At 72.5% G+C, this 21112-nt stretch carries 19 protein-coding genes and 1 pseudogene; 8 read left to right on the forward strand and 12 right to left on the reverse strand.

The genetic code is table 11. The features are described 5' to 3' along the window. Window positions 1-167 precede the first annotated feature (167 nt). From N6H00_RS14835 to N6H00_RS14850, 4 genes are read right to left on the reverse strand one after another with little or no spacing between them, the layout of a single operon-like run. The gene (locus N6H00_RS14835; protein WP_268972157.1) at window positions 168-842 is read right to left on the reverse strand and encodes a response regulator; all 675 of its coding nucleotides are present in this window, start codon (window positions 840-842) and stop codon (window positions 168-170) included. After that, window positions 839-2212, reverse strand: coding sequence for a sensor histidine kinase (locus tag N6H00_RS14840; protein ID WP_268972158.1), 1374 nt, complete (start codon window positions 2210-2212; stop codon window positions 839-841). Before N6H00_RS14840 ends, N6H00_RS14835 begins: the two co-directional genes overlap by 4 nt. A 10-nt stretch (window positions 2213-2222) precedes the next feature. Continuing rightward, window positions 2223-3446, reverse strand: coding sequence for an acyltransferase family protein (locus N6H00_RS14845; protein WP_268972159.1), 1224 nt, complete (start codon window positions 3444-3446; stop codon window positions 2223-2225). Further along, complete coding sequence (locus tag N6H00_RS14850) at window positions 3439-4362, reverse strand: alpha/beta hydrolase (protein ID WP_268972160.1); 924 nt, start codon at window positions 4360-4362, stop codon at window positions 3439-3441. Before N6H00_RS14850 ends, N6H00_RS14845 begins: the two co-directional genes overlap by 8 nt. 227 nt (window positions 4363-4589) lie before the next feature. Between N6H00_RS14850 and N6H00_RS14855 the strand changes: the two are divergent. Next, window positions 4590-4967 (forward strand): annotated as a pseudogene (locus N6H00_RS14855) (ATP-binding protein); the annotation flags it as partial. Between the two features lie 85 nt (window positions 4968-5052). Further along, complete coding sequence (locus N6H00_RS14860; RefSeq protein ID WP_268976970.1) at window positions 5053-5844, forward strand: N-acetyltransferase; 792 nt, start codon at window positions 5053-5055, stop codon at window positions 5842-5844. Here N6H00_RS14860 and N6H00_RS14865 read toward each other — a convergent pair. The 4 genes from N6H00_RS14865 to N6H00_RS14880 all read right to left on the reverse strand — a co-directional run bounded on the left by N6H00_RS14865 (window position 5826) and on the right by N6H00_RS14880 (window position 8021). After that, entirely contained in the window at window positions 5826-6458 is a 633-nt protein-coding gene (locus N6H00_RS14865; protein ID WP_268972161.1) for an SRPBCC family protein, read from the reverse strand. The genes N6H00_RS14860 and N6H00_RS14865 overlap by 19 nt on opposite strands. 3 nt (window positions 6459-6461) lie before the next feature. After that, on the reverse strand, window positions 6462-6839 hold the full coding sequence (locus tag N6H00_RS14870; RefSeq protein WP_268972162.1) for an ArsR/SmtB family transcription factor: 378 nt from the start codon (window positions 6837-6839) through the stop codon (window positions 6462-6464). Between the two features lie 84 nt (window positions 6840-6923). Beyond that, window positions 6924-7595, reverse strand: coding sequence for a LuxR C-terminal-related transcriptional regulator (locus tag N6H00_RS14875; RefSeq protein WP_268972163.1), 672 nt, complete (start codon window positions 7593-7595; stop codon window positions 6924-6926). A 108-nt stretch (window positions 7596-7703) separates the two neighbouring features. After that, complete coding sequence (locus N6H00_RS14880; protein WP_268972164.1) at window positions 7704-8021, reverse strand: hypothetical protein; 318 nt, start codon at window positions 8019-8021, stop codon at window positions 7704-7706. A gap of 124 nt (window positions 8022-8145) precedes the next feature. Here N6H00_RS14880 and N6H00_RS14885 point away from each other — a divergent pair, with 124 nt between their 5' ends. Continuing rightward, window positions 8146-8946, forward strand: a complete 801-nt coding sequence (locus N6H00_RS14885; RefSeq protein ID WP_268972165.1) for a phosphatase — start codon at window positions 8146-8148, stop codon at window positions 8944-8946. A 515-nt stretch (window positions 8947-9461) separates the two neighbouring features. Here the strand turns inward: N6H00_RS14885 and N6H00_RS14890 are convergent. The 3 genes from N6H00_RS14890 to N6H00_RS14900 are packed head-to-tail and all read right to left on the reverse strand — an operon-like array spanning window position 9462 to window position 12276. Then, window positions 9462-10355, reverse strand: coding sequence for an acyl-CoA thioesterase (locus N6H00_RS14890; protein WP_268972166.1), 894 nt, complete (start codon window positions 10353-10355; stop codon window positions 9462-9464). Window positions 10356-10414: 59 nt separating this feature from the next. Beyond that, complete coding sequence (locus N6H00_RS14895) at window positions 10415-11572, reverse strand: acyl-CoA dehydrogenase family protein (protein ID WP_268972167.1); 1158 nt, start codon at window positions 11570-11572, stop codon at window positions 10415-10417. 59 nt (window positions 11573-11631) lie between these two features. Beyond that, window positions 11632-12276, reverse strand: coding sequence for an SACE_7040 family transcriptional regulator (locus N6H00_RS14900; protein WP_268972168.1), 645 nt, complete (start codon window positions 12274-12276; stop codon window positions 11632-11634). Between the two features lie 140 nt (window positions 12277-12416). Between N6H00_RS14900 and N6H00_RS14905 the strand changes: the two genes are divergently transcribed. From N6H00_RS14905 to N6H00_RS14920, 4 genes are all read left to right on the forward strand, one after another. Next, a complete protein-coding gene (locus N6H00_RS14905) occupies window positions 12417-14069 on the forward strand; it encodes a carboxyl transferase domain-containing protein (RefSeq protein ID WP_268972169.1) in 1653 nt (550 codons plus the stop codon). 77 nt (window positions 14070-14146) lie between these two features. After that, on the forward strand, window positions 14147-16411 hold the full coding sequence (locus N6H00_RS14910; RefSeq protein ID WP_268976971.1) for an ATP-binding protein: 2265 nt from the start codon (window positions 14147-14149) through the stop codon (window positions 16409-16411). After that, entirely contained in the window at window positions 16411-17343 is a 933-nt protein-coding gene (locus tag N6H00_RS14915) for a hydroxymethylglutaryl-CoA lyase (RefSeq protein ID WP_268972170.1), read from the forward strand. The genes N6H00_RS14910 and N6H00_RS14915 overlap by 1 nt, the downstream gene beginning before the upstream one ends. Before the next feature lie 3 nt (window positions 17344-17346). Then, the gene (locus N6H00_RS14920; protein ID WP_268972171.1) at window positions 17347-18513 is read left to right on the forward strand and encodes an acyl-CoA dehydrogenase family protein; all 1167 of its coding nucleotides are present in this window, start codon (window positions 17347-17349) and stop codon (window positions 18511-18513) included. A 366-nt stretch (window positions 18514-18879) separates the two neighbouring features. Here the strand turns inward: N6H00_RS14920 and N6H00_RS14925 are convergent, their stop codons facing one another. Beyond that, window positions 18880-20595 carry a beta-N-acetylhexosaminidase gene (locus N6H00_RS14925; RefSeq protein ID WP_443072954.1) on the reverse strand — a complete coding sequence of 572 codons (1716 nt, stop codon included), beginning with the start codon at window positions 20593-20595 and terminating at the stop codon, window positions 18880-18882. 205 nt (window positions 20596-20800) lie between these two features. Between N6H00_RS14925 and N6H00_RS14930 the strand changes: the two genes are divergently transcribed. Further along, on the forward strand, window positions 20801-21076 hold the full coding sequence (locus tag N6H00_RS14930) for a hypothetical protein (RefSeq protein WP_268972173.1): 276 nt from the start codon (window positions 20801-20803) through the stop codon (window positions 21074-21076). Window positions 21077-21112: the final 36 nt, after the last annotated feature.

Genomic DNA, 21112 nt, shown 5'->3' on the forward strand with positions numbered 1-21112 from the left:
CGGATTTCATCCTGCCGCAACAAACGGACCGGGGCGCGTCGGGCCACCGGGCCAGGCCACCGCGCACCGGACACGCCTCTTGATCCTCGGTGCACGGGCCGCACGGGCCGCTCGCGCAGACCGGACGGACCGGACACCGGGGCGGACCGGGCGCCGGGCGGACCGGGTCAGAACGCGGCCGGGCGCACCAGTCCCGTCTCGTAGGCGAACACCGCCGCCTGGGTCCGGTCACGCAGCTCCAGCTTGGCCAGGATGCGGCTGACATGGGTCTTCACGGTCTGCTCGGCCAGCACCAGCCGTTCGGCGATCTCCGCGTTCGACAGCCCCTGGGCGATCAGGGTGAGCACCTCGGTCTCGCGCTCCGTCAGGTTTCCGACGCGCTCCTTGAGCGGGGCCCGGTGCCCGGCCGTCACCCGGGAGAACTCGCCGATCAGGCGCTTGGTGATGTTCGGCGCCAGCAGCGCGTCACCGGCCGCCACCACCCGTACCGCCTGGGCCAGCTCGTCCGCCGAGGCGTCCTTGAGCAGAAACCCGGACGCGCCCGCGCGCAGCGCCTCGTAGACGTATTCGTCGAGGTCGAAGGTGGTCAGCACGAGGACCTTGACGGTGGCGTCGGCGGGTTCGGTGAGCCGGCGGGTGGCCTCGATACCGCCGACACCCGGCATCCGTATGTCCATCAGCACGACGTCGGGGGCGAGTTCGGCGACCTGGTCGACGGCGTCGGCGCCGTCCACGGCCTGGCCGACGACCTCGATGTCCGGTTCCGCGTTCAGCAGGACCGTGAAGCCCTGGCGGACCATCATCTGGTCGTCGGCGATCAGCACGCGGATGGTCGTCGTCATGCGGTGTCCTCGGCGGTCTCGGTCGCGGCGGTGCCGGTCGCCGCGGTCTCGGTCGCGGGGGCGCCGGTCGCCGCGGTGGCTCGGGCGGGGTCGTGCGTGGGCAGCACGGCGGTCACCTCGTAACCGCCGTCCGGCGTCGGGCCGGTGGTCAGCTCGCCCCCTAGCATCGCAGCGCGCTCCCGCATCCCGAGCAGCCCGTGCCCGGCGCCCGGCGAGGGCGGGGCGGGCCGGTCCGGCGGGGTGTTGACGACCCGTACGGTGAGCCCGCGCCGCTGGTACCCCAGCTCCACCCGTGCCTCGGCCCCCGGCGCGTGCCGCATCACATTGCTCAGCGCCTCCTGCACGATGCGGAACGCCGACAGCTCGACACCCGGCGGCAGCGGCCGCCGCTCCCCGGTGACCTCGGTGCCGATCGCGATCCCGGTCCCCCGCACCGTGCCCACCAGCTCGTCCAGCCGGTCCAGGGTGGGCTGCGGGGCGTGCCGGGCGGCGTCGGCCAGGGCGTCCTCGGAGCGCAGCACGCCCAGCACCCGGCGCAGTTCGGCCAGCGCCTCGACCGCGTTCTGACGGATGCCCGCGAGGTTCTCCTTCAGCTCGTCCGAGGGGTTCTCGGCCAGATGCGGGGCGACCTGCGCCTGGATGGAGATCACCGACATGTGATGCGCCACCACGTCGTGCAGTTCACGGGCGATCCGGCTGCGTTCCTCCAGCAGGGTGCGCCGGGCCCGTTCCTCCGCGGTGAGCTCCTCCTGCTCGACCAGCCGGGTCCGGGCCACCCGGCGCCCGCGCAGCGCGGCGCCCACCACCACGGCGATCGCGAACCACAGGGTGCCCGTGTTGAGGACCGCGGTGTGGGCCGCCAAGTGGTCCTCGGTGTGGCGCCGCAGGCCGATGAGCACATTGAGCGCCCCCGACAGCAGGGTCAGCACCACCGCCTCGACCACGATCCGCGGGCGGACCCGCAGCGCGAGGAGGAACAGCAGGAGGGTGTGCAGCGCCATCTGCCCGTCGTTCCAGGGCCAGTGCGCGGGATTCTCGCCGCACACCGCCGCCAGGAAGAGCACGGCGGTCGACAGCCACCAGGCGGCTATGGGCCGGGTCAGCGCGAGGAGGACGGCCACCGACTGGAGCACCACGAACAGCAGCGGATCGGGCCCCGGCACGGACGCGACGCGGGGCCCGTCCATCTCGATCACGTTGAGCTGGCCCATGAGCACGGCGCAGAGCACCACGAGCACATGGGGCGTCCAGGCCAGCCAGCGCATCCGCGGCAGCGGGTCGCGCGCCAGCGTGCACAGGTCCTCGCGCAGGACGCGCGGCACCGCCCGCAGTCCCGCCGTCAGTCGGCCCGCCCTCGTACTGCCCGTCATGACCTTGACCCTAGACATTCCGCTCCGCCACCTGCCCGGCCCCCCGCGTGGGACGTCCCCCGCGGACGGGCCGGCCCCCGCGACGGACGACCCGGCTGCCGCCCTTCCGCGGCCGCCCCGCCTCGTAGCTGTGGAACGCCGCCCAGCAGATCAGCAGCGCCACCGCGAACACCGGCAGCCACAGCAGCCGGTCGACCACCCAGCCGGGGCCGTCGGGCACGGTGTGCAGTCCGGCCAGCGGTCCGGCCGGCCGCAGGGTGGTCACGGTGACCGCCATCATCGCGGTCTGGTGCCACAGGAATATCGTCATCGCGGAGAGGTTGACCAGCGCCACCGCCGCCCACGCGGCGGGCCGCGCCATCGCCCGGCGCAGCGGACCGCGCAGCAGCAGGGCCGCGCCGCACTGGGCGAGGCCGAAGGTGACGGCGGCCAGGGTGGGTGGGTTGAGGTTGGAGACCGGGGCGCCGGGCACCCCGACCATGGCCGCCGGATAGCCGCCGACCAGGACGAGCCCGGCGGTGACGACCACGCCCCCGATCAGCAGCACCCACCCGGCCAACCGCCCGCGCGGCCGGCCCTGGCCCCACATGGCGCCCAGGCAGTACGGAACCAGCCAGCCCGCCGGCAGGTTGATCCAGCCGAGCCAGGCCGGGCCGTCGAAGCCGAACCGGACCAGGTCCACATGCAGCACGACGGCGAGCGGCCACAGCGGATGCAGCCGCGCCACCAGCGGGGTCGCGGCCGTGAGCACCGCGTAGACCAGCAGGAACCACAGCGGGGACAGGACGAGTTTGAGCAGCGTGTGCACGGTCAGCAGGCTCACCCCGGAGCCGAGCAGCACTCCCGCCGCCACGGCCCACACGGTGAGCACGACGGCGACGGGCCGGAACAGCCGGGCCAGCCGGGCCCGCAGCCACCGCCGGTAGCCGACGCCCCGGGCGCGGGCGGCGGCGTAGCCCTTGGCAGCCGTATGCCCGCCGACCAGGAAGAACAGCGCGAGGGTCTGGAACACCCAGGAGACCGGGGCGAGTTCGGGCTGGTACCGCAGCGGGCTGGCCGCGCGCAGGGTGCCGCTGTCGGCGACGAGCGCGGTCACCAGCCAGTGGCCGAGCACGACACCAAGGATGGCGACGACCCGCAGGGCGTCCACGGCACGGTCGCGGCCGGGCGGGGTGGCGGCGTCGATCCGCCGCACGAGGGCACGCACCCGGCCGAGGCCACGGAGGTCACGCATCACGGCCCGCCACGATGCGGCTCATGCTCACCAGGGCGGTGGACCCGGGCTTGAGGTAGTCGCTGTGCCCGGCGTCCCCCGCGTCGAAGACCCGTGCGCCGAACTCGCGCGAGACCGGGTCGGTACCGAAGCCGACGGTCGTGACCAGCAGCGGTATCCGCACATGCGGCACCCCGCCGATCCAGTCGCTGCCGCCCCGCCCGGCCCAGACGGTGGCCCGGGTGCGCAGTTGCCGGGCGCTGTCGAACCCGGTGCCGGGGCTGCCGTACAGGACGATGTCCTCGGCATCCAGTCCATGTGCGGCCCTGGCGCAGACCACGGAACCGTAGGAGTGGCACAGCAGCGAGATCCGGGCCCCGGGCTTGGCCGCGGTCAACTCCCGCACGAACGAGACGAGTCGGGGCGCCGCGCTGTCGGCCAGCCCGGTGGTCAGCACCTCGGGTTCCACGGTGCCGGGCGTCTTGTACCCGAGCCAGCTGACGACGGCGGCCTTCTCCCCCAGCCGACGGCTCAGCGCGAGGGCCCCGTTCCGGAGCCGCGCGTAGGTGTCCAGGCTGGTGTCCGACCCCGGTACCAGCACCGCGACGCGCCGGGCGCGCCCCAGGTCCCCGTACACCTCGACGGCACGCCCCCCGTCCCGCCCGTCGAAGGACAGAAAGCGCCGCCCCGGCTTCCGCATGGTCCGCAGGGCGGCCGCCCGCCGCCGGTCCCCGTGCCGGTCGGCCATCCGCTCGGCCGCCCGAATCCCCTCCCGGTTGGCCGCGTACCGCTCCTGGAGCCCCGCGACGCTCACCGGCCCCAGCGCCACGGGCTTCGGCGCCGGCACCTCACCGGGACCCGAGGCCCCCACCAGCGGTACCACCACCGAGGCGGTGACCAGCGCCGCGAGCAGGGCGCGACGAAGACGGGACGCCATGACTGTTCCTTCCGTACCGACCGATGTCGTGTGTACGGAAGGTATGGAGCCGACCGTGTGGTCGGCGTCCCACCAGGGAGTGCATCTGGGAGGTAGCTCTCAGGTACTACGGGTAGGGGGTCGGCCCGCCGGCGAGGCGGTCACGCCGTCCGTATTCGGCCCGCGAGCGCGTCCAACTCCCCCGCCTTGGCGGCGGCCTACGTCAGCCCTCCCTTGATTCGGCCGCCAAGGTCGCACGGGAGATGGTCTCGGGGCTGCTCTCGGCCACCGGGCACCCCTCCCTCATCGACACCGCCCGCCTCCTCGTCTCCGAGCTGGTGTCCAACGTGCACCTGCACACCAAGGTCCCGCTCCTGATGCTGGAGGCCACGGTCCGCGCGGACCAACTCCACGTATCCGTACGGGACGAGGACCCCTCCGGGATGCCCAATACGACAACGCGACCCACTCCACACGCCGAACACGGCCGCGGCTTACTCCTGGTCCAGGCGTACGCGGACGCGTGGGGCACCGTCTGGCACGGCGGGCTGCACCCGCGCGGCAAGAGCGTGTGGTTCGAGCTGGCCGACCAGCCGCGAGCACGGTCCGGTTCGTCCAACGCCTGACCCATCGGACAGATCGGGTCCGGCGTGACGCCCGGTCGCCGGACCTCAGAAGAAAATCCATGGCTGATGTGCACCGCATATGGCAATGTCCCTCGCCGTGGCAGACATCGACGGCATCACCATCACCCGGCTCTCCGAGCGCCCGGCGCTGATCGACCGCGTCTATGACATCGACGGGAACTGGCCCGCCTTCCTCCCCCATGAGCTGGTCGGGAACGCCCTGCTGAACCAGGTGCCGACGGACTTCCCCGAGTACTGCGTGGTAGCGACCGACGGCGACCGGGTGGTGGCGCGGGGGTTCAGCGTGCCGTTCAACGCCGAGCTCGACGGGCGGGAGGACATGCCCGACCAGGGCTGGAGCCGCGTGCTGGCGTGGGCGTTCCGCGATCGGCGCCGCGGGCAGCCGCCGACGGCGGCCAGCGCGCTGGAGATCACGGTGGACAGCGCGTACCTCGGCGGCGGTCTGTCCTACCCCATGCTGGCGGCGATGCGGGAGGCGGTCCGGGAGCAGGGCCACGAGTCGCTGCTGGCCCCGGTCCGCCCGACGGCCAAGCACCGGCAACCGCACGTCCCCATGGCCGACTACATCCTCCAGCTGCGCGACGACGGACTGCCGAGCGACCCCTGGCTACGGGTGCACGTCAAAAGTGGCGGCACCGTCGAGAAGGTCGCGCCCGCGTCGATGACGGTCAGCGGATCCCTGGCCCAGTGGCGGCAGTGGACCGACCTGCCCTTCGACCGCGACGGTGACGTCGAGGTGCCCGGCGCGCTGGTCCCGGTGCGGTGCGACCTCATCCATGACCGCGCGGTCTACGTCGAACCCAACGTGTGGGTCCGGCATGGCGCACGCAGCCACCCCTACCCCTCGGGCACGTAGAACTCCGTCGTCGCCCGCACCGCGGCCGCCGCCACATCCGCCGACGCGCCCGAAGCCGCGTACGCCACGCCCCAGGCTTCGCTGCTGCGGGTCATGAACTCCCGCCCCTCGGCCGAGGTCTGCCACGCCTCCGGGCCGGCGGGGAGTTCGCCACCCGACAGATACAGCCCGAGGCCGAGCAGTCCGCCGTCCCAGCCGACGCCCACCGCACCGGGGCCGAACTGGTCCCACATCTCGGGCGGTACGACCGCGACATGCTCCAGCTCGAACACGGTCCGCTCCTCGCCCTCGGCCGTCAGCCGGACCTCGACCTCGCTGAATCCGGGGTTCTCGCCGAACAGCCAGCTCACCGCGAGCAGTCGTGGCGGCTCACAGCGCAGGATCTCGCCGCCCGCATTGCCCTCCAGCTGGTAGTGGCCACCGAGCTTCAGGTCACCGCTCACCGGCAGGAACCAGCGGCCGATCCGCTCCGGGTCGGTGCACGCGTCCCATACGTCCTTGATCGCGGCGTCGTAGGTGCGCCGCACCAGGATGGTGCGCGCCTCCCCCTCGGGCACCTCGCGGGTGCCGACCTCGCGGTGGATGTGGTTGATCTGGTCGACGATCTCGCTCATGGCCTACGTCTCCCCATCGGTATCGGTCGCACGGTCGCCGCCGCGCTCCTGGTCGAGCCGTCGTCGGCGGTTGCCCCGCGCCAGTTCCGTCCCCAGCGCGTCCAGCCGCTGCTCCCAGAAGCCCCGGAACCGCTCGAGCCACCGGTCGACTTCCCGCAGGGGGGCGGCCTCGACGGCATACAGCCGCCGTGTGCCCTCGGCCCGTACGGAGGCGAATCCGGCTTCCCGCAACACCCGCAGATGCTGCGACACGGCGGGCTGCGAGATGCCGAACTCCTGCTGGATGACGGAGCTGACCTGGCCGGATGGCTGCTCTCCCGCGGCGAGCAGCTCCAGTATCCGGCGCCGGACGGGGTCTCCCAGGACATCGAGTGCGTGCACATCGGGACTCTGCCAGCTGCCGCTTATATAAGTCAAGGCTTAACAAGAGGGGGCGACGCTCCGCCGGATGCCCCGCCCCCCCCGCTACCTCGGCGGCCGCCGCAGCAGCCCCCGTTCCATGGCCACGACCACGGCGCGGGTCCGGTCATTCACATCGAGCTTGGCGAAGAGCCGCAGCAGATGGGTCTTGACCGTGGCCTCCGCGATGACGAGCCGCTGACCGATCTCGGCGTTGGTGAGCCCGTCGGCGACCGCGTTCAGCACAATGGAGGGGCTGCCGGTCTCCTCCACCAGCAGCCTCGGGTTGTCCTTCTGGACCGCCGCCGTCTGGGCGCGCAGCGGGTCGACATGCTGCTTGGCGTCCAGCTCCGAACCCTTCATGGTCACTTCGACCAGCAGGGTCTCGCCGTCCTTCGACATACGGGGCGGGGCGACGGTCCCGACCTCGCGCAGCCGCTCCATCCGGGCGACGACGTCCCGCGCGGCGGCGTCGGCCGCCGCCTTGTCCAGGGCGCCCGCGCCCGGCCTCGCCGAGATCAGCACCTGCTCGGTGGGGCGGCGCTGGAGATGTCCGTCGGCCGCCATGGCCTCGGCCCGGCCGGCCTCGCCGACCCGGTAGTCCTCGGTGGTCGCGCCATAGGTGCCGACCGCACTGCCGATGCCCAGGCACAGCACCACGAACACCAGCCATCCGACGATGGCACGCCAGGGGTGCAGAGCGCTCCGGCGAGCGGCGCGCACAGGTAGCTGTTTCATACGGCCAAGCCTTGTTGACCAGGCCCTTCGCCCAACAGCATCACCCGGTTGTACTTTCGATCCACCGGTCGGTGTACCCCCCTGGTGGGGTTATCCCCCCTCCGCACGTCACCGAGGCGGCGGGGGCGGGCCCGGGGGCCGCTGCGGGCGCGGCGGGTTCGGGGGCTGGGGCGGGCCCGGCGGGTTCGGGGCCCAGGGCCGGATGCGGCGACCCCTCCTCCGCAGCCAGTCGCGCTTCACCTCGTCCATGGCCGCGTGCCACTGCATATGGCCGCACCCGGCACAGACGAAGGCGTTGAAGACGGTGTGCTTGCTGACGAGCCCACCCGGTTTGCGCATTCCGAACTGCCCGGCCAACTCGATCTCGTAGACCTCGTCGCCCCCGCAGGCCGCACACCGGCCACCCTGCATGTTCTCCATCGCCATGCCGACCGACCCTATCCAGGCCGGTCGATGCGGCGTGTCCACGTGGCCCCGGCACGATGTCCATCGGGACCGGTTATTGGGACACCATGTCCATTTTCTCGCCGCAGGGGCGACAATAGGTCACATGCCGATACCCAGCGCCGTGCCCAGCCGTGCCGAACTGATCGACCACCTCATCCGTACGCGCATCGCGGGCGATGTCGCCACCCCCCGCGAGAACAACCTCTCCCACTACCGCAAGCTCGCGAACGGCGACCGCCACTACTGGCTGGGACTGGAGCTGGGCGACCGCTGGACTGATGAGCAGGACGTGCTGGCGGTCATGGCGGAGCGGTGCGGGGTGGTCGACGACCCGGAGCACCGCTCGGGGCAGGACACCATCGACCCGGAGCTGACGGTCGGCGCGCTGGACCGGATGGCGTCGGTGCTGCGGAAGGCGGCGGAGGCGAAGGAGCGGGTGCTGTTCGCCACCGGGCATCCGGGCGGGCTGCTGGAGGTCCACCGGGCCACGGCGGCGGCGCTGCGGGCGGCGGGGTGCGAGATCGTGGAGATCCCGGGCGGACTCCAGGCGGACGAGGGGTACGTCTTCCAGTTCTGCGACGTGGCGATGCTGGAGCGGGGCGCCACCCTGTGGCACACCCACTCCCCCGCGCCCATGGCGGCGATCCTCGACGGACTGGCCCACGAGGGGCGCCCGCTGCCCGATCTGGTGGTCGCCGACCACGGCTGGGCGGGGTGCGCGGGACAGCGGGGCATCGACGCGGTCGGCTACGCGGACTGCAATGACCCGGCGCTCTTCCTGGGCGAGTCCGAGGGCACGCTGTCGGTGGTGGTCCCGCTGGACGACCACGTCACCAGCCCGAGGTTCTACGACCCGATGACGGCGTACCTGCTGGACGCGGCGGGACTGACGGCCCAGTTCTGACCCGAGCGGGACGGCCCGTTCGGCGCCGGGCCCACGGAGGTCCCGTACGACGCGTCGGTACCGGACCCGCAGACGGCCCGCCCGACGTCCGGCCCACGCACGGCCTGTCTGCGCCCGGCACACGCACGGCCCACAGGGCGCACGGCGCATGGACGACACGCCGTGGCCGGGCCCACAGACGGCACGCAGGCGCCCGACGCACGCACGACCCGCCGCGGCCGGGCCCACAGACGACCTGGGCCCGTAGACGGCCCCCAGTGCCCGACGCACGCACGACCCGGCGGCCTCCAGCGCACGCACGGCCTGACGCGGCCGGGACCGCAAACGGCCCGCCGGTGCCCGACGCACGCACGACCCGCCGCGGCCGGGCCCGCAGACGACCCGCAGGGCGCCCCGCGCACGGACGACACGCCCGCGCCCGGCGTACCCGGGCCTACCCGGGCCGCCCCCGCGCCCCGCGCCCCTGCGCCGGGCGCACCCGGGCCGCCCCGTGCGCCCCGCCGTCGCCGCCGTGCTCACTTCTTCTCGCGCGGTACCCGCATGACCCCTTCCTGGATCACGGAGACGGCCAGCCGCCCGTCGGCGGTGAAGATGCGGCCCTTCGCGAGACCGCGCCCGCCGGACGCGGAGGGGCTCTCCTGGTCGTACAGCAGCCAGTCGTCCACCCGGAACGGCCGGTGGAACCACATGGCGTGGTCCAGGCTGGCCCCGACGATGTCGCCGACCGTCCAGCCGCCGCGCCCATGGGCGAGCAGCACGGAGTCCAGCAGCGTCATATCGGAGACGTAGGTCGCCAGGCAGACGTGGAGCAAGGGGTGGTCGGCGACGCCGTCCAGTTTGCCGTTGGTCCGGAACCAAACCTGCGACTTGGGCTCGCGCGGCCGTCCGACGCTGCCGAAGGGCGGCTCGTCCACGTACCGCAGATCGACCGCGGCCCGCGCCTGGAGCATCCGCTCGGTCACGCCGGGGCCGACGAAGAGGTGCTCGTAGCGGGGCAGCAGCTCCCCGGCGGTCGGCAGGGAGAGCGGGTCCGGTACGTCCGGCATCCGCTCCTGGTGCTCGAGGCCGTCCTCGTAGAGCTGGAAGGAGGCCGAGAGGTGGAAGATGGGCTGCCCGTGCTGGACGGCGACCACCCGGCGGGTGGTGAAGGAGCGGCCGTCCCGGATCCGGTCGACGGTGTAGACGATGGGTGCCCCGGGATCGCCGGGCCGCAGGAAGTACGCGTGCAGCGAATGTGCCGAGCGGTCCTCGGGGACGGTACGGCCCGCGGCGACCAGGGCCTGGGCGGCGACCTGACCGCCGAAGACCCGCGGTACGAGGGGTGCGGCGTCGCTGGTGCCGCGGAAGATGTCCTCCTCGATCTGCTCGAGGTCGAGCAGATCGAGGAGTCCCTGAAGTGCGTCATTCATGATTCAAGCAGTCTTGCAGACCCGTATTGCGGTCCTGTTGCCGCTGGTCATGACGGTCGTCACAGGCCCATGGACTTGGCGACGATGGAGCGCATGACCTCGCTGGTGCCGCCGTAGATCCGGTTGACGCGGGTGTCCGCGTACAGCCGCGCGATGGGGTACTCCATCATGTAGCCGTAGCCGCCGTGGAGCTGGAGGCACTTGTCGATGACGACGGCGGCGCGCTCGGAGGTGAAGAGCTTGGCGGAGGCGGCGTCGGCGGCGGTCAGCTCACCGGCGTCATGCGCGTCCAGGGCCCGGTCCACGACCGCCTCCATCGCGTCCACCTCGGACTTGCAGTCGGCGAGCACGAACTTGGTGTTCTGGAACGACGCCACCGTCTTACCGAAGACGGTGCGGTCCCGCACGTACTCGGTGGCGAACCGGACGGCGGCCGCGGCCTGTGCGTACGCCCCGATGGCGATGCCCAGGCGCTCCTGCGGCAGATTGTGGGCGAGGTAGCCGAACGCCTTGCCCTCCTCGCCCAGCAGGTCCTCCACCGGCACCTTGACGTCGGTGAAGGAGAGCTCGGCGGTGTCGGAGGTCTTCAGGCCCAGCTTCTCCAGCTTGCGGCCGACCGCGTAGCCCTCGCTCTTGGTGTCCACGACGAGGATGGATATGCCGCTGCGGCGGTCCTCGGGGGTGGGCGGGGCGGTGCGGGCGCAGACCAGCACCCGGTCGGCGAGGACACCGCCGGTGATGAAGGTCTTGGCGCCGTTGAGGACGTAGTGGGTGCCGTCCTCGGAGAGCTTGGCGGTGGTCTTCATGCCCGCCAGGTCGGAACCGGTGCCGGGCTCGGTCATGGCGATGGCGGTCATCATCTCGCCGGTGACGAAGGGGGGCAGCCAGCGCCGCTTCTGCTCCTCGTTGGCGTACTTGAGGAGGTAGGGCAGGCACAGCGCGGTGTGGACACTGCTGCCGCCGAAGCTGACCCCGGCGCGCGCGGTCTCCTCGGTGATCACCGCGTTGAACTTGAAGCTGGTCTCGCCCGCCCCGCCGTACTCCTCGGGCACCTCGATGCCGAAGACGCCGAGCTCGCCGAGCTTCTTGTAGAACTCGCGCGGGGCCTGGCCCGCCTCCCGCCACTCCTCGTAGTACGGCACGACCTCGGCCGCGATGAAGTCGCGGATGGTCTCCCGGAACGCCTCGTGGTCCTCGTTGAACACCGTGCGGCGCATATTGGCGCGACCTCCCCGAGTCTTGGCTAAGCGCTTGCTCAGCGAAAGCTACCCGCGAGTCATCGGGCCTGTCCAGAGCCGTCCGCACCGCGGGCGCCGCCGAAGGCGCCATGGGCACCGCCGAAGGCGCCGAGCGCGAGACGGCGCAGCAGCGCGGCGGTGGCCGCACGCCCGGGGAGGGCGCCGGGACGGCCGAGGTGGGGGGTGGAGTTGAGCAGCCCGAAGACCGCGTGGACACATGCGCGGGCCTCGGCCTCGGCGAGCCCGGGATAGACCTTGCGTACCACCTCGACCCACAGTTCCACGTACTGCCGCTGGAGTGAGCGCACCAGCTTGCGGTCGGTGTCCCGGAGCCGGTCGAGCTCGCGGTCGTGGAGGACGATCAGCGGGCGGTCGTCGAGGGCGAAGTCGATATGTCCCTCGATCAGCGAGTCCAGCACCTCGGCCGGGGTCTGCCCGGCCCCCTCCCCCTCGGCGACGCGCCGCTTGCCGCCCGTCAGCAGCCGGCCGCTGATGCCCACGAGCAGCTCGGCGAGCATCGCCTCCTTGCCGGGGAAGTGGCGGTAGAGACCGGGGCCGCTGATGCCGACCGCCGCGCCTATCTCATCGACGCCGACGCCGTGGAAGCCGCGCTCGGCGAAGAGGCGCGCGGCCTCCTTGAGGATCTGCTCGCGGCGGGTCGGTGCGGGTGCTTGCATGCTCATGAAATCAATTCTAGACAGCGCGGTTAGTGGTCGTTAACCTGGTGGAGAGTTAACGATGACTAACCGGATCGAGCTGGATCGAGCTGGAGCGAGCTGGGTCGACCCGGATCGAGCGAGACCGAGCGAGGGGGCTCGTAGCCATGGAGCAGGCACCGGCGCTGCGCAGCGGCGCCGACCCGGCGTCCGACACCTGGCGGGTCAATGAGGCCGCCCACCGCGAGCTGGCCGCGCGGCTGCGCGAGAAGCTGGCCGTGGCGCGGCTGGGCGGCGGGGAGAAGGCGCGGGCGCGGCACACCGCGCGCGGCAAGCTGCTGCCGCGCGACCGGGTGGACACGCTGCTGGACCCGAGCTCCCCGTTCCTGGAGCTGGCGCCCCTCGCGGCCGAGGGGATGTACGGGGGCCAGGCCCCGGCAGCGGGGGTGATCGCCGGAATCGGGCGGGTGGCGGGCCGCGAGGTGGTCGTGGTCGCCAATGACGCCACGGTCAAGGGCGGCACGTACTACCCGATGACGGTGAAGAAGCATCTGCGCGCCCAGGAGGTCGCGCTCGACAACCACTTGCCGTGCGTCTATCTGGTCGACTCCGGCGGCGCCTTCCTCCCCATGCAGGACGAGGTCTTCCCGGACCGCGACCACTTCGGGCGGATCTTCTACAACCAGGCGCGGCTGTCCGGCGCCGGGATTCCGCAGGTCGCGGCGGTGATGGGGTCCTGTACGGCGGGCGGGGCGTATGTCCCGGCCATGAGCGACGAGGCCGTGATCGTGCGCGGGCAGGGCACGATCTTCCTGGGCGGGCCGCCGCTGGTGAAGGCGGCCACCGGGGAGGTCGTCTCGGCCGAGGAGCTGGGCGGCGGCGAGGTCCACTCCCGGGTCTCGGGCGTCACCGACCACCTGGCGGAGGACGACGCCCACGCGCTGCGGATCGTCCGCTCCATCGTCGCCACCCTGCCACCGTCCCCGCTGCGGCAGGGGTCGCCGCCGTGGCCGCTGGAGCCCTCCGAGGAGCCCGCCGTGGACCCGGCGGGGCTCTACGGGGCGGTTCCGGTCGACTCCCGCACGCCCTACGACGTGCGGGAGGTCATCGCGCGGCTGGTGGACGGCTCGCGGTTCGCCGAGTTCAAGGCCGAGTTCGGCACCACCCTGGTCACGGGCTTCGCGCGGATCATGGGCCACCCGGTGGGCATCGTCGCCAACAACGGCATCCTGTTCTCCGAATCGGCCCAGAAGGGCGCCCATTTCATCGAGCTGTGCGACCAGCGCGGCATCCCGCTGGTCTTCCTCCAGAACATCTCGGGCTTCATGGTGGGCCGCAGCTATGAGGCGGGCGGGATCGCCAAGCACGGCGCCAAGATGGTGACCGCCGTCGCCTGCACCCGCGTCCCCAAGCTGACGGTCGTGATCGGCGGTTCCTACGGCGCGGGCAATTACTCGATGTGCGGCCGCGCCTATTCGCCGCGCTTCCTGTGGATGTGGCCCAACGCGAAGATCTCCGTGATGGGCGGTGAACAGGCCGCCTCCGTGCTCGCCACCGTCAAGCGCGACCAGATGGAGGCGCGCGGCGAGGAGTGGAGCGCCGAGGAAGAGGAGGCGTTCCGGGCCCCGGTCCGCGAGCAGTACGAGGCGCAGGGAAACGCCTACTACGCCACGGCCCGGCTGTGGGACGACGGCGTGATCGACCCCCTGGAGACCCGCACGGTCCTCGGGCTCGCCCTGACCGCCTGCGCCAACGCCCCGCTGCCCGGCCGTGCGGCCACCGAGACCGTGGCGCCCGGCTACGGCGTCTTCCGGATGTGAGGGGGATGCACCCGATGAGCCCTACGAGTCCAACGAGTTCGCCGACCTCGACGCCTGCGGTGAGCCCGTCGCCCGCGATGTTCGACACCGTCCTGGTGGCCAACCGCGGCGAGATCGCCGTGCGCGTCATCCGCACCCTGCGGCGGCTCGGGGTGCGCTCGGTCGCCGTCCACAGCGACGCGGACGCGGACGCCCGGCATGTGCGGGAGGCGGACACGTCGGTGCGGATCGGCCCCGCCCCCGCCGCGCAGAGCTATCTGTCCATCGAGCGGCTGCTGGAGGCCGCGGCGCTGACCAGCGCCCAGGCCGTCCACCCCGGCTACGGCTTCCTCGCGGAGAACGGGGCGTTCGCCCGCGCCTGCGCCGACGCCGGGCTCGCCTTCATCGGGCCGCCCGCCGGGGCCATCGAGCTGATGGGCGACAAGATCCGCGCCAAGGAGACCGTGCACGCGGCCGGGGTGCCGGTGGTGCCGGGCTCCTCGGGCAGCGGGCTGACGGACGCACAGCTCATCACCGCCGCCCGCGAGATCGGGACGCCGGTGCTGCTGAAGCCCTCGGCGGGCGGCGGCGGCAAGGGCATGCGGCTGGTCCGCGACGAGGCGCTGCTCGCCGACGAGATCGCGGCCGCCCGGCGGGAGGCCCGTGGCGCGTTCGGCGATGACACGCTGCTGGTGGAGCGCTGGATCGACCGGCCCCGGCATATCGAGATCCAGGTGCTGGCGGACGGTCACGGCCATGTGGTGCACCTCGGGGAGCGCGAGTGCTCGCTCCAGCGCCGCCATCAGAAGATCATCGAGGAGGCGCCCAGTCCGCTGCTGGACGAGGCCACCCGGGCGCGGATGGGCGAGGCGGCGGTGGCGGCGGCGCGGTCGTGCGGCTATGTGGGCGCGGGCACGGTCGAGTTCATCGTGCCGGGCGACGATCCGTCCGCGTACTGCTTCATGGAGATGAACACCCGGCTCCAGGTGGAGCATCCGGTGACCGAGCTGACGGTATCGGTCGGCGGACGGGCGGGCCTGGACCTGGTGGAGTGGCAGCTGCGCGTCGCCGCGGGCGAGCCGCTGCCGTTCGGACAGGACGACATCGCCTTCGGCGGCCATGCGGTAGAGGCCCGTATCTGCGCCGAGACCGCCCGCTCGGCGGCCGACGGCCGGGTGGACTTCCTGCCCTCGGCCGGCACCGTGCTGGCGCTGGACGAACCGGCGGGCGAGGGGGTGCGGGTCGACTCCGGGCTGAGCACGGGCACCGAGGTCGGCACGGTCTACGACCCCATGCTCGCCAAGGTCATCGCCCACGGCCCCGACCGCCCCACGGCCCTGCGCCGGCTGCGCGCCGCCCTCGGCTCCCTGACCGTCCTCGGCGTGGACACCAACACCGGCTTCCTGCGCCGCCTGGCCGCCCACCCCACGGTCGTCTCGGGCGAGCTCGACACGGGCCTGGTCGACCGCGCGGCGGCCACGCTGATCCCCTCGGCCATACCGCAGGAGGTCTACGCGGCGGCGGCCCTGCTGCGCCAGGCGGCGCTGGAACCCACGGCCCCGCGCGGCGGCGGGCCCGGTGCGCATCCAGAGCCCGCCGGCCCCGGCCCCGGCGGCCCGGCGCGCGGCCCGGCCGCGGACGTCTGGGTCGATCCGTTCTCGGTGCCGACCGGCTGGCGGCTGGGCGGAGCCCCCGCCTGGACCATCCACCGCCTGCGCGTGCCCGGCCACCCCCCGGTGACCGTCCGCATGCGCGGCCGCGCACACGACGCGGAACTGCGGATCGAGCACCCGGCCTCCGACACGGCGGAGGACACCACACCCGTGCGGCCCGCAGGGTCGGCCGGCGCGGCCGGGGCCACGCGAGTCCCGGCAGCCGCCGCGGACGCCGGGGGCGTGCGAGCTCGGCTCGTCGTCCTGGACGAGGGCAGCGTGCTGGTGGACCTCGGCGGGGTCACCCACCGCTTCCGCCATGCCGCCCATGGCGCGAGCCACTGGCTGGGCCGGGACGGGGACACCTGGCGCGTGGTCGGCCACGACCCCGTGGAGGAGGCGCTGCGCGGAGGGGCCGCCGCCGCGCACGCCGGGGAGCTGACCGCGCCCATGCCCGGCACCGTCACCGTCGTGAAGGCGGCCGTGGGCGACGAGGTCACCGCGGGTCAGGGCCTGCTGGTGGTCGAGGCGATGAAGATGGAGCACCTCATCTCCGCCCCGCACGACGGGACCGTCACCGAGCTCGATGTGACCCCCGGCAGCACGGTCGCCATGGACCAGCTGCTGGCGGTCGTCACACCGCACGAGAGCACACCGCACAAGAGCACCCCGCACGAGAGCACTCCGCACGAGAACGAGGAGCGTGAGTGATGACCCTCCCCATGACCGTCCCGGCCCCCGGGCTGCCCGCCCGGGTCCGGATCCACGAGGTGGGCCCGCGGGACGGGCTGCAGAACGAGAAGACGCTGGTCCCGGCGGCCATCAAGGCCGAGTTCATCCGGCGGCTCGCCGAGGCCGGCCTCACCACCATCGAGGCCACCAGCTTCGTCCATCCGAAGTGGGTGCCCCAGCTGGCCGACGCCGAGGAGCTGATGCGGCTGGTCGACGACGTGGACGCCCGGCTCCCGGTGCTGGTGCCCAATGAGCGCGGGCTGGACCGCGCCCTCGCGCTGGGCGCGCGCGAGATCGCCGTCTTCGCCAGCGCCACGGAGTCCTTCGCCAGGGCCAATCTCAACCGCACGGTGGACGAGGCGCTGGAGATGTTCACCCCGGTCGTCGCCAAGGCCGAGGACGCGGGCGTGGCCGTGCGCGGCTATCTGTCGATGTGCTTCGGCGACCCGTGGGAGGGGCCGGTCCCGGTCTCCCAGACCGTCTCGGTCAGCCGCCGCCTCTTGGACATGGGATGCGACGAGATCAGTCTCGGCGACACCATCGGCGTGGCCACCCCCGGCCATGTGCGGGAGCTGCTGGACGCGCTCAACGAGGCGGACATCGCCGACGACCGGCTGGCCGTGCACTTCCACGACACCTACGGCCAGGCCCTCGCCAACACCCTCGCGGCCCTCCAGCACGGTGTGACCACCGTCGACGCCTCCGCCGGGGGCCTCGGCGGCTGCCCCTACGCCAAGAGCGCCACCGGCAATCTCGCCACCGAGGACCTCGTGTGGATGCTCGACGGCCTCGGCATCGAGACCGGGGTCGACATCGGCCGCCTCACCGCAACCAGCGTGTGGATGGCCCGGCACCTGGGCCGGCCCAGCCCGTCCCGCACCGTCCGCGCCCTCTCCCAGAAGGAGACCTGAGCCATGTCGATCGACCACCGACTCAGCCCGGAACACGAGGAACTGCGCCGCACCGTCGAGGCGTTCGCGCACGATGTGGTCGCCCCCAAGATCGGGGAGTACTGGGAGCACCATGAGTTCCCGTACGAGATCGTCCGCGAGATGGGCCGGATGGGCCTGTTCGGCCTGCCCTTCCCGGAGGAGTACGGCGGTATGGGCGGGGACTACTTCGCGCTCTGCATCGCCCTGGAGGAGCTGGCCCGGGTGGACTCCTCGGTGGCCATCACCCTGGAGGCGGGGGTCTCGCTCGGCGCGATGCCGATCTTCCGCTACGGCACGGAGGAGCAGAAGCGCACCTGGCTGCCGGCGCTGTGCTCCGGGGAGGCCCTGGGCGCGTTCGGCCTGACCGAGCCCGGCGGCGGCTCGGACGCGGGCGCCACCCGCACCACGGCCCGGCTGGACGAGGCCACCGGCGAGTGGGTGATCAACGGCACCAAGTGCTTCATCACCAACTCCGGTACGGACATCACCACGCTGGTCACCGTCACCGCGGTCACCGGCCGCACGGAGGACGGCCGCCCCGAGATCTCCTCGATCATCGTGCCGTCGGGCACGCCCGGCTTCAGCGTGGCCGCCCCCTACTCCAAGGTGGGGTGGAACGCCTCGGACACCCGCGAGCTGTCCTTCGCCGACTGCCGGGTCCCGGCCGCGAACCTGCTGGGCGCGGAGGGCCGGGGCTACGCCCAGTTCCTGCGGATCCTGGACGAGGGCCGGATCGCGATCTCCGCGCTGGCCACCGGGCTCGCCCAGGGCTGTGTGGACGAGTCGGTGACGTACGCCAGGACGCGCGAGGCGTTCGGCCGTCCCATCGGTGCCAACCAGGCGATCCAGTTCAAGCTCGCCGATATGGAGTCGCGCGCCCATATGGCCCGGGTGGCCTGGCGTGACGCGGCCTCCCGGCTGGTGCTCGGCGAACCGTTCAAGAAGGAGGCGTCGATCGCGAAGCTCTACTCCTCCGAGGTCGCGGTGGACAACGCCCGCGAGGCCACCCAGATCCACGGTGGCTATGGCTTCATGAACGAGTACCCGGTGGCCCGGATGTGGCGGGACTCCAAGATCCTGGAGATCGGCGAGGGCACCAGCGAGGTCCAGCGCATGCTGATCGCGCGAGAACTGGGCTTCGCAAGCTGACCCACCACAGGGCTCCCCCGAACCCCCCGCCCCCGGACACCGCCCCGCGGCACCGCCCCCGCCTCGCAGGCCCGCCCCCTGGGCCGCCGCCCCGTGGGCCCACCCCTGGGGCGGTGGCCCCCGGTCCGCCCCTTCGCGCGGTCCCGAGCCCCGAGCTCGGGGCCCGCACCCGGAGCCACCATCGAGCGCCCGCCCGCCAGAGCCGGGCCCGCAATCCGGGGCAGGGCCACGCCCCGGGAGAGGGCCACACCCCAGAGGCCAGGCCCACAACCCGTCCGCAGGGTCGAGGGAACGCCCGGAGCGGCCCCCGTCCCCGCGCCCCGGGGAACGCGGGGCCCGGGGCGCGGGGGCCGTGCTGGTGGGGGGTCAGTGAGCGGGCCAGGGGATCTGCGGGGAGGGGTAGTACGCGATGCGCAGCGCGTCCCAGCGGGGGCCCTGCGCCGCGAGCCGGACCCGGTAGTCGCTCCAGTCGTGCGTACGCGCGGGCGACCAGCCGAGTTCGGCGATGCCGGGGAGGCGGGGGAAGGCCATGTACTCGAGCTGCGGGCTGGTCAGCAGGGTCTCCGACCACAGTGGCGCCTCGACACCGAGCACCGATGACGCCGGGGCGTCCTTGATGTAGGTGGCCGGGTCCCAGTCGTAGGACTGCTTCGCCTCGACGTACCCGGCCCAACTCAGCCCCAGCGGAGTATCGGCGTCGTACTTCATGTCCAGATAGGCGCGGTTGGCCGGTGAGAGGACCAGCCGGGTGCCCGCCTTGGCCGCCTCGGCGACCTCCTTCTCGTTCCCGTTCAGGCCCCAGTACTGAGCGATCGCGCCCTTCGCGGGACGCGCTCCGGTGAGCTGGTGCCAGCCGACCACCGTCTTGCCGTACTTGGCGACGACCGGCTGTACCCGGTCCATGAAGGCCGCGTAGTCCTCATGGCTGGTGGAGTGGGCCTCGTCCCCGCCGATGTGCAGATAGCGGCCGGGGGTGAGCGCGGCGAGTTCGCGGATGACGTCGTCCACGAAGTCGTACGTCACCTCCTTGGGCGCGCACAGGGAGCTGAAGCCGACATCGGTGCCGGTGTAGAGCGGCTGGGCGACGCCGTCGCAGTTGAGCCGCGCGTAGGAGGCGAGCGCCGCGTTGGTGTGGCCCGGCATGTCGATCTCGGGGACGACGGTCAGCTCACGGCTCGCCGCGTAACGCACGATCTCGCGGTAGTCGGCCTTGGTGTAGTAGCCGCCGGGCCCGCCCCCGACCTGCGTGGAGCCGCCGTACGTGGCCAGCCGTGGCCAGGAGTCGATCGCGATCCGCCACCCCTGGTCGTCCGAGAGGTGCAGATGCAGCTTGTTGAGCTTGTAGAGAGCCAACTGGTCGATGTAGCGCTTGACCTGATCCACGCTGAAGAAGTGCCGGGAGACATCGAGCATCGCGCCCCGCCAGGCGTAGCGCGGCACATCGGTGATGGTGCCTCGGGAGACCCGCCACGGGCCCGGCTGCCGGGTGGTGCGCTCGACCGACGCGGGCAGCAGCTGCCGCAGCGTCTGCACGCCGTGGAACAGCCCCGCGGAGCCACGCGCGCTGAGGGTGATCGCGCGTCCGGTGACCTCCAGCCGGTATCCCTCCGCACCCAGCTTCCGCGCCCCGGCGGCCTGGGGCAGCAGCCGCAGCCGGATGCCGTCGCCGCCCGACCGCGCGGTCACGGGCAGCGAAAAGCCGGTGGAGGGGCGCAGCACCTTCGCCAGGTAGTCGCCCACCCGGCGCGCCGGACGCGCCGAGCCGTCGGAGGCGGACACCCGGATGCGGGTGTTCGAGCGGATCGTGTACGAGCCCGCCGCGGGCCGTACGGACGCGGGCGCGGGCACCACCCGGTCCAGGGGGGCCGGGGCGGTGGCGGCCTGGGCCACCCCGGCGGCGTGCGAAGGGGAAGCGGAAAACGCGGAAGAAGCAGAAGAAGCGGAGGAGGCGGACGCGGAGGAGGCCGCGGTCCCCGCCCCGGCGACCACGGTCAGCAGCAGCGAACACAGAAGTCGGGCACGGCGTCGTCTCACAGGGGATCCCTTCACCGAAACGTCGCTCTTGGGTACCGCGAGGCCCATGTGCGGTCAAGGTGTAGACCAATGTGTCGCCATGGAGCCGCCGGAATGCACCACTCGGCGTAATTCGCCCGTATATCACCCAACAAGAGAGCATTTGCGGCCTCGACGGCGAAAGCGCGCCCCGGGACTCCGCGTTCACCCCAAGCCCTGCCCGATATCGGGCAGGATTGTTGCGAAACCCGTCTCCGCATCGCAGTATCAACGGGTGCTCGATCGCCGTATGTCCCACGATGACCTTATCGACCACCTGGTCCGCAGTACGCCGCTCAGCCGCGGCGAGGCGGCCCGGGTGGTGCTGGATGTGCTGGCGTACTTCGACGAGACGACGGAGGAGTTCGTCCGGCGCCGCCACCGCGAGCTACAGTCCGGCGGGCTGACCAACGCGGACATCTTCGAGCGGATCACCGCCGAGCTGCCGCACCGCGCGGTGGCCCCGCCCGAACTCTCGCTGCGCCAGCTGCGCCGCATCGTCTACGGCTGACGACGCCAATCCACGACACCGGCCCAGGGCGCCGGC

Source organism: Streptomyces sp. S465, assembly GCF_026898115.1.
Taxonomy (GTDB): Bacteria; Actinomycetota; Actinomycetes; order Streptomycetales; family Streptomycetaceae; genus Streptomyces; species Streptomyces luomodiensis.